14 protein-coding genes are annotated in these 14000 nt (G+C 63.6%); 11 read left to right on the top strand and 3 right to left on the bottom strand.

What is annotated here, in order from left to right; translation table 11 throughout:
- The 5 genes from VL752_RS20325 to VL752_RS20305 form a co-directional block, all read left to right on the top strand.
- A partial coding sequence (locus tag VL752_RS20325) for a CocE/NonD family hydrolase (protein ID WP_325358133.1) occupies positions 1–615 on the top strand: 615 nt, incomplete at its 5' end.
- A complete protein-coding gene (locus VL752_RS20320) occupies positions 612–1043 on the top strand; it encodes a cupin domain-containing protein (RefSeq protein ID WP_325358131.1) in 432 nt (143 codons plus the stop codon). The genes VL752_RS20325 and VL752_RS20320, both read left to right, overlap by 4 nt.
- Positions 1036–1809 carry a cysteine hydrolase family protein gene (locus VL752_RS20315; protein ID WP_325358129.1) on the top strand — a complete coding sequence of 258 codons (774 nt, stop codon included), beginning with the start codon at positions 1036–1038 and terminating at the stop codon, positions 1807–1809. The genes VL752_RS20320 and VL752_RS20315 overlap by 8 nt, the downstream gene beginning before the upstream one ends.
- A 372-nt stretch (positions 1810–2181) precedes the next feature.
- Positions 2182–3039, top strand: a complete 858-nt coding sequence (locus tag VL752_RS20310; RefSeq protein WP_325358127.1) for a phosphatase PAP2 family protein — start codon at positions 2182–2184, stop codon at positions 3037–3039.
- A gap of 122 nt (positions 3040–3161) precedes the next feature.
- Positions 3162–4634: a protein adenylyltransferase SelO gene (locus tag VL752_RS20305; protein ID WP_325358125.1), complete on the top strand. Its 1473-nt coding sequence runs from the start codon at positions 3162–3164 to the stop codon at positions 4632–4634.
- 27 nt (positions 4635–4661) lie between these two features.
- On the opposite strand, the gene VL752_RS20300 is transcribed toward VL752_RS20305, so the two are convergent.
- On the bottom strand, positions 4662–6383 hold the full coding sequence (locus VL752_RS20300) for a M14 family zinc carboxypeptidase (protein WP_325358123.1): 1722 nt from the start codon (positions 6381–6383) through the stop codon (positions 4662–4664).
- Positions 6384–6403: 20 nt separating this feature from the next.
- Positions 6404–6937 (bottom strand): winged helix DNA-binding protein, encoded by a 534-nt coding sequence (locus VL752_RS20295; protein ID WP_325358121.1) that lies wholly within the window; start codon positions 6935–6937, stop codon positions 6404–6406.
- A gap of 303 nt (positions 6938–7240) precedes the next feature.
- Between VL752_RS20295 and VL752_RS20290 the strand changes: the two genes are divergently transcribed.
- The 5 genes from VL752_RS20290 to VL752_RS20270 are packed head-to-tail and all read left to right on the top strand — an operon-like array spanning position 7241 to position 12710.
- Positions 7241–8827, top strand: a complete 1587-nt coding sequence (locus VL752_RS20290; protein WP_325358119.1) for an ABC transporter substrate-binding protein — start codon at positions 7241–7243, stop codon at positions 8825–8827.
- A gap of 11 nt (positions 8828–8838) precedes the next feature.
- Positions 8839–9792 carry an ABC transporter permease gene (locus tag VL752_RS20285; protein WP_325358117.1) on the top strand — a complete coding sequence of 318 codons (954 nt, stop codon included), beginning with the start codon at positions 8839–8841 and terminating at the stop codon, positions 9790–9792.
- 2 nt (positions 9793–9794) lie between these two features.
- A complete protein-coding gene (locus tag VL752_RS20280; protein ID WP_325358115.1) occupies positions 9795–10724 on the top strand; it encodes an ABC transporter permease in 930 nt (309 codons plus the stop codon).
- 5 nt (positions 10725–10729) lie between these two features.
- Positions 10730–11731, top strand: coding sequence for an ABC transporter ATP-binding protein (locus VL752_RS20275; protein WP_325358113.1), 1002 nt, complete (start codon positions 10730–10732; stop codon positions 11729–11731).
- A complete protein-coding gene (locus tag VL752_RS20270) occupies positions 11724–12710 on the top strand; it encodes an ABC transporter ATP-binding protein (RefSeq protein ID WP_325358111.1) in 987 nt (328 codons plus the stop codon). The genes VL752_RS20275 and VL752_RS20270 overlap by 8 nt, the downstream gene beginning before the upstream one ends.
- A gap of 33 nt (positions 12711–12743) precedes the next feature.
- Here VL752_RS20270 and VL752_RS20265 read toward each other — a convergent pair whose 3' ends face one another.
- Entirely contained in the window at positions 12744–13631 is an 888-nt protein-coding gene (locus tag VL752_RS20265; RefSeq protein WP_325358109.1) for an SDR family oxidoreductase, read from the bottom strand.
- A 127-nt stretch (positions 13632–13758) separates the two neighbouring features.
- Between VL752_RS20265 and VL752_RS20260 the strand changes: the two genes are divergently transcribed.
- Positions 13759–14000: cupin domain-containing protein (locus tag VL752_RS20260; protein ID WP_325358107.1), on the top strand; the 242-nt coding region annotated here is incomplete at its 3' end.

Below are 14000 nucleotides of genomic sequence, written 5' to 3'. Positions count from 1 at the left end.
GCCGCCGCGACGGTGACAGACGGCGCGCTTCTCGCGGCGCCGGGCGAGAGCGCGCAGGATGACGTGGTGCATGATCCCTGGCGGCCGGTGCCCTCGCTCGGCGGGCATGATGCCGCGCCCATGGGCCGCGTCGACCGCACGGCGCTCGACCAGCGCGCCGATATCGCCTGCTACACGTCTGCGCCTTTCACGACCGAGGGGCTGCTCGCCGGTGCCGTCGATCTCGACCTCTATGTGACGGCGGACGCGATCTGTTTCGACGTCTCCGCCGTGCTCTCGGAAATCACGCCGGAGGGCCGCGCCGTCGTTCTAACCCAGGGCTATGCGCGGGTCATGGCGGCCGAGGCCGGGCCTGCCCGGATCTCGCTCCGCGCCCTCTGCGCCACAATTCGCCCAGGCTCGGCGCTTCGGCTGTCGCTGGCAGGCGCCAGCTTCCCGGCCCATCCCGTCAATCCCGGGACCGGCGCGCCACCCGCCACTGCGCGGATGGACGAGGCACAGGTCATCACCCTCTCCATCGCCCATGGGGCAGACACACCCTCTTGCCTGCATCTGCCCTGGACGGATCTCCGTCCCGACCTTTCCACCTCGCCCTTGAGGAGCCTTCTTCCATGATCCCCGTCAGCACTGAAACCGTCGCCACCGCGAAGGCCTTCCGCATCGCGCCCGGCGACACAAACTACTTCGCCGTCCTCTTCGATCCCGAAAAGGACGGAATAAAGAATATCTTCGTCATCGAGATCTTCACGCCCGGGGGCGCGACGCCGCCCAATACCCATGCGGATGCGCATGAATTCTTTTACGTCCTCTCCGGCGTCGGTATCGCGCGCTGCGACGGCAAGGAACTGCCCCTGAAACAGGGGGACGCCATGCTGCTGCATCCGGGCCACGAGCATGTCGTCGAGAATACCGGGAGTAAAAAGCTTTATTGTCTAACGGTTATGACGCCGAATGAAGGCTTTGCGGAGCTCATTCGCAGCGGCACACCCGTTGCGCTGGATGCCGAGGATCTCGCCGTGCTCGGGGGCATCGGCCATGGATGAGGGCGTCCTCCTCGGCTCCAGCCCGCGCAACCAGTGGCGGGTCTCGGCGACCGACGTGGATCTCCGGCGCGCCCCCCTGGCGCCGAACCCGCTGACGATTTCAGCGGAACCACAACAGGTGACGCTCGACCTCGCCCGCACCGCCATGCTCGTCATCGACATGCAGAACGACTTCTGCCACCCGGAAGGCTGGCTCGGCCATATCGGCGTGGACGTCACCCCCGCGCGGGCGCCGATCCCGCAACTCGCGGCCCTTCTGCCGGCACTGCGGGCGCAGGACGTGCCCGTACTCTGGGTCAATTGGGGCAATCGGCCGGACAAGCTGAACGCCAGCCCCTCGCTGCTCCATGTCTATAAGCCCACCGGCCGCGGCACCGGCCTCGGGGATCCGCTGCCCGGCTCCGGCGCGCATGTGCTGGAGGACGGTAGTTGGTCGGCCAAGGTCGTGGAGGAACTGGCCCCGGCCCAGGAAGATATCCGCGTCTCCAAATTCCGCATGTCCGGCTTCTGGGATACGGAGCTTGACAGCATCCTGCGCAATCTCGGCGTTACCACGCTGCTCTTTGCTGGGGTCAATGTTGACCAATGCGTGCTCTGCACCCTGCAGGACGCGAATTTCCTCGGCTATGACTGCATCCTGCTGGAGGATTGCAGCGCCACCACCTCGCCCGACTATTGCTTCGCCGCAACGCTCTACAACGTAAAACAATGCTTCGGCTTCGTGACACGCTCCGTGGCGTTTCTTCCCAAGCACCCGGCGTCCTAGAATTTGCCAGAGCGAGATGGAAGCGCCGGGCGCTCCCGTCTCGCTCGGCAGACCGGGCGCCCAGCACAAGCCGGAGTCTCGCCAACTCTTCTGGCTTATCCCTCGTCACTCTGAAACCTGACCGTCGCGTCACGAGCAATGGCAAGCTGAGGCTTCCCTGCCCAAACCGCGACGTCTCATGTCAGGCTAGGGAAACCGCGAGATCGGCCGCCCCTGCGAGGGCTAGCCAAAATCGTTCCTGAAGCCGTTGTTACTTGCGAGCCCGCATGCCATATGACAGATAGATGACAGAATAAGTCCCGACAGTCGTATCTCGGTAGCGCAACAGATTTGGCACCAAAACAATCGCCAAACAACCGGAAGAGTTGAGATATGTGGGATCCCAAGGTGCAGCGCGGCCCTTCATTGACCACATACCACTCGCGCTTCGCCTATGATCCGCCCTATGGCACGAACCTGGCGATTTCTTGCGCGATCTTCTTTTCGGCCTTCGTGATAACTTTAGCGCCGACGTTGTTTGATTTGCCGCTGACAATTCTGTTCAACAGTCTTGCCGGGCGCTCTGCCGTCCTCGACCTTTTATTCTACACCTTCGACAGCAGCTATACCTTTTCTGGTGCCATTTTGATGGCCCTCATCTGGGGCTGCTGGTTGGGCAACGACCAGCCGATGCGCACGCGCATTCTCGCGGGATCCATCGCTTCCTTTGCTGCAGGCATCGCGAGCAGGCGCCTGCAGCACGGACTGCCGACCCATCTGCGGCCCTTCTATGATCAGGCCGTTCACTTTCATCATCCGCTCTACATGAGCCACTGGGCGCTCAACACATGGTATTCGTTTCCGAGTGACCATGTCGCCGTTTTCTCCGGCCTGCTGACGGTGATCTGGTTCTCGGGGTCGCAATTCCGCCTTCCCGCCCTGCTTTGGCTGATCCTGGTCGAATCATCGCGAACCTACGAAGGCGCGCACTTTCCGTCGGACTTGCTCGGGGGCGCCGCTCTCGGCTGCGCATTCGTCTGGGCATCGCAAAATCACGCCGTTTTGCGGCTGTCACGGCGCTTCATGGCATTCGAAGTCTCGGCACCTGCTCTTTTCTACATCGGCGCTTTCTTCATCAGCTTCCAGCTTGCCACCCTGTTCACTGATTTCCGGAATGCCGGCTCTGCCATCCTCCAGCTCCGTCATCATGAGGCTTCGACCCCCGGCCTGCAGTCGGCTGGGTCCGAGTAGCCTGACGCAATGCCGCAACCCGGCGCGCGACGTTGTCGGACACCTCTGCGCCTCTTATGTGACATGTGACGAGACCGGGGGCATGCCGTCAGGCAGCGTTCCCGTTCCTGAGGAGCGCCGCGATGTCCGTGCAGATTCCCTTCGACAACACCTATGCCCGGCTGCCGGACCGCTTCTTCACGCGCATGACGCCGGAGCCCGTGGCTGCACCGGAGCTGATCCGGGTGAACCATACGCTCGCGGCGGAACTCGGCATCGACGGAGCGTCGCTCGAAAGTGCCGAAGGCATCGCCATTCTCGCGGGCAATGCAGTCGCGGAAGGGTCGGAACCGCTGGCTCAGGCCTATGCCGGCCACCAGTTCGGCGGCTTCTCTCCGCAACTGGGTGACGGGCGCGCCATCCTGCTCGGCGAGGTCGTCGGCCAATACGGCCGGCGAGACATTCAGCTGAAAGGCTCGGGCCCTACCCCCTTCTCCCGCCGGGGAGACGGGCGCGCCGCCCTTGGCCCGGTGCTGCGCGAATATGTGGTGAGCGAGGCGATGGCCGCCCTCGGCCTGCCGACCACGCGCGCGCTTGCCGCCGTCACCACCGGAGAGACGGTCCGCCGCGAGCGGCTTCTGCCGGGTGCGATCTTCACCCGCGTGGCCTCCAGCCATCTGCGCGTCGGCACCTTCCAATTCTTCGCCGCGCGCGGCGATACCGAGGGGGTGAAGATCCTCGCGGACTACGCCATCGCCCGGCACTATCCCGAGGCAGCGACCGCCGAAAAGCCCTACCGCACCTTTTTCGAAAGCGTCATCCGTGCCCAGGCCGAGCTGATCGCCCGCTGGCTGCATATCGGCTTCATCCATGGCGTGATGAACACCGATAACACGACGATTTCCGGCGAGACGATCGACTTCGGCCCCTGCGCCTTCATGGACGACTATGACAGCCGGCGCGTGCTGAGCTCGATCGATCACCAGGGCCGCTACGCCTACGGCAACCAGCCCAATATCGGTTTCTGGAACCTGACCCGCCTCGCGGAATCTCTTCTAACGCTCCTCGGCGAAAACGAGGAGAAGGCGGTTGATGAGGCAAAGGCGGCGCTCGAAGCCTATGTGCCGTGCTTCCAGACCGCTTATGATGACGGACTCTGCCGCAAGCTCGGCCTATCGCCCGGCGAGGAGAATACTGCCGCCGCCCATGCGCTGCTGACCCTGATGGGCGAGCATGCAGCGGATTTTACGCTGACCTTCCGCTCGCTCGCCGATGCGCAGACACCCGCAGGCGAGGCACCGCTCCGCGCACTGTTCGGTGGCGCGTCGGCGTCGCTGGACGAGTGGCTCGCGCGCTGGCGCCAGCGTCTGGATGCCGAGCCGACCACCGCCGAGGAAAGACGGACAGCGATGCGCGCTGAAAACCCGGCCTTCATTCCGCGCAACCACATCATGGAGCGTGTCATTGCGGCGGCAACGGACTCCGGGAATTTCACGCCGTTCGGAGCGTTCATGGAGGTTCTATCGAAACCCTACGAAGACCAGCCGGGGCGCGAAGACTATAGCTTGCCGCCCCAACCTGAGGAGCGCGTGCTGCAGACTTTTTGCGGAACATGAGCGCGTCTTGTGGCCCGAGCGGCTTCGTCACAGGCCCGCATCGATACGCCGCATGGCTTCGACACAGGCAAGTGCCGCCCGCATCTGCGTTCGCTGCAACAGCTGAAACGCGGCGCCGTAGACGGTCTCGTCCGGCGCCTCGGTGATGACCATCAGGGGCATGGCACAGCTCTCCGATTCCGACATGATGTAGAAAACATCGTTTTTCACGGGAAAGTCCTGCATCGGGCTATGCACCCGCGCGATCTCAATCTGCCACCTGTTGAGCGCCACCAGCTCCGGGTCTTCCGCCAATGTGGCGCTGACAGAATCAAGCAGGCGGTGCGCTGCTTCGGCCCATCCGGGGTGATGCGTGATGATGAGGAAGAATCCGCGCGGCATGCTCCAGTCTTCGAAGCCTTTCGGCAGATAGCCTGAGAGCGGCCGGCTCCATTCGTGCGAAGGATAGCCGTGCAGATTGATATGCAGCCGCGCTTGCGTCCGCATGAGGGCGCCCCGCCGGGCAGCATGTTCGAAATCGGCGACCGGCCGCTCGGGCAGGATGTCGTCGCCCAGGGCGGTAAAGCGCGCAGCATGGTGCATGTGCAGCGGATTGTGCTCTATCAGCCTTTGATGCAGCTCATAGCCATCGACATTCTCAACCGGAACCAGGGCGAAATGCGCAGCCGGGTCCTGCGCCAGTTGGCGCGCCGCGCGCAAGGCACCCACGACACCGCTCGTCTCGTTCGCATGTTGGCCCGCGGTGACAAGCACGGGTGCCGATGCACCCATCCTGTGGAGCCAGGCGACATCCCGTCCCTCGGCGGAGCGTGCCGCGAAAACCTCGCCACCGATAGCACTCAGCTCGTTGCGGATCTGCGCCATCCCAAGCGGACGGTCGGCTTGGTCTAGCGGCATCGTCGCACGCGCCGTCTCTGCGGATGACCCCTCGTCTGAGAGCACGAGCGTGATATGGGCCGACCCATCGGCGCTGCCGCGCACGTCCGGCACCACGCGCACACAACGCGCGGAGCGCCGCTCCTGCCGTTCGCCAAGCACGACATCACGGAGCGCGAAGAGCAGTTCCTCGTGGAGCAGCTCCTTGAAACTGATCGCCTCCTCGCTCCAGCCGAACGGCTCATCCTCGGCGCCGAGACTGACCGCGACGGTCAGGCTCTGCGGCACGCCATCCGGTTCGCTCCAGTCCCGGCCAGCTACGGCGGCAAGGGCTGCTTGCGGAATTGCCTCGAATTCCGTGGCAATCGGCCCGTCGCGCTCACCCGCTACGCGCAGCCATCCGCAGCTTCCCAGGACGCCCGCCCGCCGCAGATTGGGCGCGAAGACGTCATGCCTCTCGCATTGACCGTCCTCGCGCTCGAGTTCCACCTTATAGGCGAGCGGCTGATCGCCCGATGATGGCTCGTCCGCGACAAAGGACAGCTCAACGCCCGGCAAAAGACCCGCGAGCGGATAGGCCTCGCTCAGAAATCGTACAGGGGAAGTCTCGGCATGCTGGGGATAGCGGATCGTCACCCGGCGCAACTGATCCATCGCGATCTCCTCGCGGAAAAAGCAAAGGAGCGGCTTGAAGGCGCTGCGCAGACGCACGTCAATCCCCGCTTCCGACAGGGCCGCCTCGGCGGCCTGTCTCGCTGCCGGAGGCTCGAAGAGCCATGCCTCGACAAGGCTCGTCGGGCGGCGGGCGAGGAGGTCGGTCGTCAGGCTGTCGAGCGTTCTGGGGATAGAGAGGTCAAGAAGAACTTGGCGCATGGTGACTCTTCTGCCGTCCGTTAAAATGTTGCGGCCGCCCGCGCCGCCTGATCATAGAAGCCGGACAAGACGCGCAACTGGCTCGCGACGTCCGACAGCGACCCCTCCTCGAGGGTTGAAACCTGCACGGCCGAGACCAACAGCTTCTCTCTGATTTCCGAATAGCGCGCGAGCGCGGCAAGGCCGTGATCCGTGATGCGGATGGCCTTCTCCTTCTGGATCCGCGCGGCGCTGACGAGGTCAGCGCTCTCCAGCTTGCGCAAGGCATAGGTCGCGACATGCGTATCCGCGATGCCGAGCACGAGGCAGATGTCCGACACGGTCTTTGGCCGGTCACGGTGCCGGACGGTGTGCAGAATCATCACTTCCGTCGGTGACAGGTTGCCGACGCCGGCCGCCGCCATGCAGCGCACGATCCATCGCATGAAGGCCTGGGACGCCAGGATAAGCCCATATTCGAGTTCGGACAGGCTCGGTGATCCCCCGGCAGCCAGATGCGCAGAGGAAACGACCAGCTCCCGGCCGGCAGGCTTAGCCTTCGTCGACTTCTGCATGAAGGTCACCCTCTGAGCGCGATTTTTGTTCACATTTTCTACATAATATGTCAACAAATTGAGCAGATGCGGCGCCGTCGTGGCGAGCTTGCGTGCCAGAAAGAGGTCCAATCTCTGGAACAGCCACCGGCCGCATCTATGGCATTCCGATCAATGACCCCGCCACCGTTGGTGGCGGCACATGTTTTGCTTTGTTGGTGCTGACAGAAGGCTTGGCACAGCCCGATACGCGTTGAGGGGTGCGGACCCGTAGGGCCAATGCACTGTCGCCGGGGCATGGAACAGATGGCGGAGAGAACGACGGTGGCTCATAGAACGTGTTCGGGACTAGCGCGGCTTGCCGCGAGCCTTGGGTTCATGGCCCTCGGCACCGCGGCCATGGCGCCCGCCCATGCCGCAGGAACGCTGATCTGGGGAATGCCGGCCGATACCGACATTCTTGACCCGCAGGCAACCGGCGGCTGGGATACCTATCAGATCACCTATCAGATTTTCGAGGGCCTCGTGAAAGAGGACCTGACAAAGTCGAATCTCCCGACACCGCCAATCGTCCCGGCGCTCGCCGAATCCTGGACGGTCTCGCCGGACGGCACCCAATACACCTTCAAGCTGCGCCCGGGTGTGAAGTTTCACGACGGCACGCCCTTCAATGCCGATGCGGTGAAATTCAACTTCGACCGGTTCTGGGACAAGAGCTCGCCCGATTACTACCCCAAGACGGCATCCTTCGTTGCCGCCTATGCCAAATGGATCAAAGCGGTGGATGTGCTTGATCCGATGACAGTGCGGGTCACGCTCACTGCGCCGAATTACGAATGGCTGCGGCAAGGCCTGCAGAGCTACGGCCAGCCTTTGATGATCAGCCCGGCTGCGGTCAAGAAATATGGCAATGCCGGCATCGCCTTGCACCCGATCGGCACCGGCCCCTTCATCTTCGTCTCCCGCACACAGGGTGTGCGCACCGTGCTCAAACGCAATCCGGATTACTGGGGCCGAAAGGCGCTGCTCGACCGCATCGTCTTCCGCCCTTTGCAGGACCCGGCGACACGCGTGAACGCCCTTCAAAGCGGGGAGGTGCAGATGATCTCAACCCCGCCCTGGGATGATATCGCCAATCTGCAGAAGGCCGGTTTCATCCTTTCGACGAGCGACAATGCGCCCGACTTCAACTTCATCTATCTCAACATGCATTCGAAGCCGTTCCAGGACGTGCGGGTGCGGCAAGCGGTGAACATGGCGATTGACCGCGTGGGCATCGCCCGGGACATTTATCACGGCACGGGGCGTGCCGAATATGGCATGCTCTCACCCGGCACCTACGCCTATGATCCGCACTTCAAGAGCTACCCATACGATCCGGCGGGTGCCAAGAAGTTGCTTGCCGAAGCAGGCTACCCGAACGGCTTCACCACAGTCTTCGATCTTCCCCAGTATGGGACCGGAGAACTCGTCGAGACCTGGGTACAGCGCGACCTGCAGAAGATCGGCATCAAGGTGCAGCTTCGCAAGTTTGAGTGGGTGACCTATCTCGGGCTCTGGGCCAAGGGCATGACGGATGATGTCGGCATGGACGAGATCGGCTGGGGCATGTCGACCCCGGCCTGGGTCGGGCTCGTGACAGAATGCGCGAATGCCGGGCCCAACGGCCAGAATTCCGGTTACTACTGCAACCCAAAGGTCGATGCCCTGCTGAACCAAGCGCTCATGACCAAAGACCAGTCCAAGGCCCGCGATCTGTATCAGCAGGCCAATCGGCTGCTCATGAATGACGCCGCCTATGTTCCCACTGTCGACGATCTGCAGCCCATCATGCTCTCCCCGAAGGTGCATGGCTTCGTCAACCCGCCGGAAGACTGGTTCGATCTTTCGACTGTTTCTGTCAGCAACTAGGCTACTGCCCGATGCTGCGCGCCTATGTGGCAAAACGCCTGATCGCGACCATCCCGGTGCTCCTCGGCGTTTCGGTCGTCATCTTCCTCCTGATGCATCTGGCACCCGGAGACGTGACGACCGTTCTGCTTGGTCCTCAGGCCACGGAGCAGGACCGGATGGTGCTGAGGCATGCCCTTGGCCTCGACCTGCCCTTGCCGATTCAATACGGACGATGGCTGCTGCGTATCATCTCCGGCGATTTCGGCACCTCGATCGCGACATCGCTGCCGGTGCTGCAACTCATCCTGCCCCGCTTCGTCAACACGATCATCCTGACGGTCGGGAGCCTGTTCCTCGCGATAACAGCTGGATACGGACTGGGATTTCTTTGCGCGCTTCGCGCTCGCTCGCTGCTTGACCGGATTGTCATGACAGTCACCCTCGTGCTGGGCAGTACTCCACCCTTCTGGCTCGGTCTTGTCCTGGTCCTGTTCTTCGCCCTCCATCTTCACTGGCTACCCGTTTCCGGCATGATCGACATGGCGGGTGATGGCGGCGTCATCGATACACTCTACCATCTCATCCTGCCCGCCGTGACAACCGCGCTCGCGCCGGCCGCCATTATCGCCCGCATGGTCCGCTCCAGCATTCTGGACAGTCTGGCCCGGCCGCATGTGCGCGTGGCCCGCGCCAAGGGCCTGCGCCAGCGCGATCTCTTGCGCCGCCATGTCATTCTCGACGCCCTGCCGCCGATCACGACGATTACCGGATTGCAGCTCGGCTATCTGCTTGGCGGCGCACTCTTTTCGGAAGTCGTCTTCGCCTGGCCTGGGCTCGGCTCTCTTTTGTACGATTCGATCACGGCGCGGGACATGCCCGTGGTCCAGGCAGCCACGTTGCTGATCGCCCTCAGCTTCGTCATCGTGAACATCCTGGTCGATTTCATGAACGTTCTGATCGATCCGCGGCTGCGGGAGAGATGACGGTGGCGTCCGACAAAGACATCGACCGCGCGACGGATGCGATGCGCGCGATCACCGCTGAATCCGGGTCGGTTGACACGCCCCTGCCCGCCACTTCCTCCTGGCGCCTCGCTGCCTTCATGCGGGACCGCGTGGCCTTGAGCGCGGCCATCTTCCTGGCCACCGTTTGCCTGGTCGTCATTCTGGCGCCATTGATCAGTCCCTATTCGCCCAATACGGCGATCAACCAGCTGCGTTTCGCGCCACCTCTTACGCACGGTCATGTGCTGGGCATGGACGAGCAAGGCCGAGACATGCTCTCTCGCCTCATCTGGGGTGGCCGTGTATCCCTCATCGTCGGCATTCTGCCGGTTGCTCTGGCGACCGGCATCGGCCTTCTCCTGGGCCTGCTCGCAGGCTATGCGGGTGGCCTGCCGGACCAGATCATCATGCGCACACTCGACGTGCTGTTCGCCTTTCCCATGGTGTTGCTGGCAATAGCGATTGCGGGCGTGCTGACCCCCGGCTATGGAACGGAAATCATCGCCATCACCATCGTCCTCGTTCCCTATGTCGGCCGGCTTGCCCGCACCGCCACCCTGTCCATCACGGCCATGCCCTTTATCGAAGCGGCGCGCGCCGCCGGCGCCTCCCGCAGCGCTCTTCTCCTCCGCTACATCACGCCGAACGTTCTGCCCGCGCTCCTCGTCTATGCGACCACGCTTGTCGGGCTCATGATCGTCGTCGGCTCCGGTCTGAGCTTTCTCGGCCTCGGCGTGCAGCCGCCCACCGCGGATTGGGGCACCATGGTCTCCGAGGGGCGCTCGGTTCTTTCCGCCGCTCCCCATGTGACTTTCCTGCCGGGTCTGGTGATCGTTGTCGTCTCCCTTGCCTTCAACTTTCTGGGTGACGGGCTGCGCGATGCGCTCGACCCGCGATCGGCCCGCCGGTGACCATCATGAACCCTGAACCGGCCGATGACGTCGTTCTGGATGTCAAAGATCTCTGCACTGAGTTCGTTATCGGCCGCACCCCAAGACTGATCCTCGACCATGTCAGCTTCTCGCTGAGACGCGGCCGCACGACCGCGGTCGTCGGTGAATCGGGCTCAGGCAAAACAGTCACCGCTCTGTCCATTCTGCAGCTGATCGAGGCGCCCGGCCGGATCACAGGCGGCCAGATCCTCTTCAACGGCGTCGATCTCACGAAGCTCGACGAAGCCGCTATGCAGTCGGTGCGCGGGGCGCGCATCGGCATGGTCTTCCAGGATCCGCTCACTTCGCTCAATCCCAGCCTCAGCATCGGCTCTCAGATCGCCGAGACATTGCTCGCCCATCAGAGCATCAGCCGCGCGGAGGCCGCGCGCCAGGCAATTGAACTGCTGACCCATGTCGGCGTTCCGGACGCCGCCCGCAGAGCCGACGACTATCCGCACCATTTCAGCGGCGGCATGCGGCAGCGCGTGCTGATCGCCATCGCTGTCTCCTGCCAACCAGAGATCATCATCGCGGATGAGCCGACGACCGCGCTCGACGTCACCGTCCAGGCGAAAATTCTTCGCCTGCTCCATACTCTGCAGAGCGAGATGCAGGCCGCACTGCTCCTCATCACCCATGACCTCGGCGTTGTCGCCAACCTCGCCGATGAGGTGGTCGTCATGTATGCGGGGCATGTCGTCGAACGGGCTGATGTCGATACCCTCTTCCACGCGCCGCGGCACCCCTATACGCGTGCGCTGCTTGATTGCGCTATCAGCTTGGACGATGACCGCCGGAAACCGCTTGAGCCGATCACGGGCGTTCCACCCGATTTGCGACATCGGCCACCCGGCTGCCAGTTCGCACCCCGCTGTCCGCAGGTCATGCCCCGGTGCCGCATGGTCGATCCCGCACTCGTGAGCGTGGCGCCGGGCCATGAGGTTGCCTGCCTCCTGGTGGCCGCGGAGACCGCCGATGTCTGACCGGGCAATGGAAGTTCAAGGAATTACCAAGAGCTTTCGCGCGCGGGGCGCCGAGGGGCGCGCCGTCCTCCGGGCTGTCGACGACGCGAGCTTCACGTTGAGAACGGGCGAGATCCTCGGCCTCGTCGGGGAAAGCGGATGCGGCAAATCAACCCTTGCGCGCATTCTCCTCCGACTCATCGAGCCGGACGGGGGGCAGATCCTGTTCGACGGTGAGCCATTCACAGGCATCTCGCCCAGGCACACACGCCGGATGCGTCGGAACGTTCAGATCGTCTTCCAGGACGCGCTCTCCTCGCTCAATCCGCGCATGACGATGCTCGAAAACATCATCGAGCCGATGCGGCTGCAGGGAATCGGCTCGGACCGGGAGCGGCGCGCGGCAGCGATGGAACTCGTCGACCTCGTAGGGCTTCACCCCGATCGTGCCATGCATTATCCGCACGAATTCTCAGGGGGACAATGCCAACGCATCGCCATCGCGCGCGCGCTCATCCTGCGGCCGAAGGTGATCATTTTCGATGAAGCGACATCGGCGCTTGACGTTTCCATCCGCGCCCAGATCCTGCGACTGATCATCGATCTGCAGAAGCGCTTCGGATTCAGCTATCTCTTCATCTCGCACGACATGAGCGTGGTCAAGCGCATCGCAGACAGGGTCGCCGTGATGTATCTCGGCCGGATCGTCGAACTTGGACCGTCGGACGATATCTATCGGAACCCGCTGCATCCCTATACCGAGGCGCTTCTGAAAGCGATCCCGATCCCCGATCCGCGTCGCATGCGCGTCTCTTCGCTCGGCCTACTCGAAGGGGAAGCGGCAAGCCCCCTCGAGCAAACAACGGGCTGCGCCTTTTGCAATCGCTGCGCTTACCGCATGCCCGTCTGTGCCGAGCAGAGCCCGGCCCTGGTTCCGGTTGCCGCCCGCCACGAGGTTGCGTGCTTTCGCCATGATCCGACGCGCCGGCCGGAACGATGATCGGGCAATTCCGGGGCCGCCCGCTTCCTGGGCTCAGCCGGTGAAGATCGCGTCGAGTTCTTCGATCAACCCGATGCCGCGTGGCTGCCAGCCAAGCTTTTCCCGAGTCTTTTGGCTCGACGACGGCACGCTCTGGGCGATGAAATGGCCGAGCCAGCCGAAATGGGCGAAGCCTTCCTCAGGCGTCTTGCTCACGACAGGCACCCCCAACCCGCGGCCGATGGCCTCCGCAATTGCCCGCAGCGGCACCCCCTCCTCGGCCACCGCATGCCAGCGCGCGCCGGCCTCCGCCCTTTCGATCGCCAATGCGCAGAGTTCGGCGGCGTCCTGTCGCTGGACCGCGGGCCAGAGATTGCGGCCGTCGCCGATATAGGCGGAGACGCCGGTTTGCCGCGCGATCGCGATCAGCCCGGTCACCAGCCCCTGCTTTTCACGTCCATGAACGGAGGGTGCGAAACGCATCGCGCCCGCCGCCACGCCGCGTTTCAGAAACGCCATCGCCGTGGCTTCAGAGGAGCGCGGAAAAGCCTCATCGACCGGACGGGGCTCGTCATCCTCCGTCGAGGGTCGCCCGAGTGCCAGCAGACCCACGCCCGAACTGACGATCAAAGCACGGCCGGAACCCTCCAGCACGGTCCCCATCGCCTCAATGGCGGCCTTGTCCAGCGCCGAGACTTCCGCGAAGCGCGTGAAATCATGCTCGAAGCCGAGATGCAGCACACCGTCCGCCTGTCGTGCGCCGCTGCGCAGGCTGTCGAGATCCTGAAGCGAGCCGAGATGCGGCACGGCACCGGCGGCCTCCAGCGCCGCAGCCCCCGCCTCCGTGCGGGTCAGGCCGAGCACGCGATGGCCGCGCGCGAGAAGGGCCGGGATGGTGGCAGAGCCGATGAAGCCGGTCGCCCCAGTGACAAAAACGAGCATGGTAGACTCCCTTGCAGCCGCCCGGGGACTGTCTGCCGCGGCGGCGATGGCCGGAAGGCTAGGCGCGACGATCCGGACGATCTATGCTCGAAAACCCAAAATTTATTCGCGATCGTTCAAATCCAAGATGGACCCACTCTCCGACGTCCTCTCCCTGCTCAAGCTGCGCAGCTATATTTCCGGCGGGCTCGATGCCGCGGGAGACTGGTGCCTGGATTTTCCGGCCCATGAGGGCATCAAGTTCCAGGCCGTCGTCACGGGTTCCTGCATGGTGGCGGTCGACGGCATGCCAGAGCCGATTCTGGCCCAGGCCGGAGACTGCTTTCTGCTGCCGCGCGGCCGCGCCTGCCGTATTGGTGCGCGGCTGGA

Source organism: Acidisoma sp. (assembly GCF_035492295.1).
In the GTDB taxonomy this organism is placed as follows: domain Bacteria; phylum Pseudomonadota; class Alphaproteobacteria; order Acetobacterales; family Acetobacteraceae; genus Acidisoma.
Note: the sequence above shows the minus strand (reverse complement) of the source record. Positions and strands in the feature narration are given on the sequence as shown.

Bases quoted from the DNA above. Each gene is read 5' to 3' on its own strand.
- VL752_RS20320 (WP_325358131.1), top strand. From the start codon at position 612: ATGATCCCCGTCAGCACTGAAACCGTCGCCACCGCGAAGGCCTTCCGC.
- VL752_RS20315 (WP_325358129.1), top strand. From the start codon at position 1,036: ATGGATGAGGGCGTCCTCCTCGGCTCCAGCCCGCGCAACCAGTGGCGG.
- VL752_RS20310 (WP_325358127.1), top strand. From the start codon at position 2,182: ATGTGGGATCCCAAGGTGCAGCGCGGCCCTTCATTGACCACATACCAC.
- VL752_RS20305 (WP_325358125.1), top strand. From the start codon at position 3,162: ATGTCCGTGCAGATTCCCTTCGACAACACCTATGCCCGGCTGCCGGAC.
- VL752_RS20300 (WP_325358123.1), bottom strand. From the start codon at position 6,383: ATGCGCCAAGTTCTTCTTGACCTCTCTATCCCCAGAACGCTCGACAGC.
- VL752_RS20295 (WP_325358121.1), bottom strand. From the start codon at position 6,937: ATGCAGAAGTCGACGAAGGCTAAGCCTGCCGGCCGGGAGCTGGTCGTT.
- VL752_RS20285 (WP_325358117.1), top strand. From the start codon at position 8,839: ATGCTGCGCGCCTATGTGGCAAAACGCCTGATCGCGACCATCCCGGTG.
- VL752_RS20275 (WP_325358113.1), top strand. From the start codon at position 10,730: ATGAACCCTGAACCGGCCGATGACGTCGTTCTGGATGTCAAAGATCTC.
- VL752_RS20270 (WP_325358111.1), top strand. From the start codon at position 11,724: ATGTCTGACCGGGCAATGGAAGTTCAAGGAATTACCAAGAGCTTTCGC.
- VL752_RS20265 (WP_325358109.1), bottom strand. From the start codon at position 13,631: ATGCTCGTTTTTGTCACTGGGGCGACCGGCTTCATCGGCTCTGCCACC.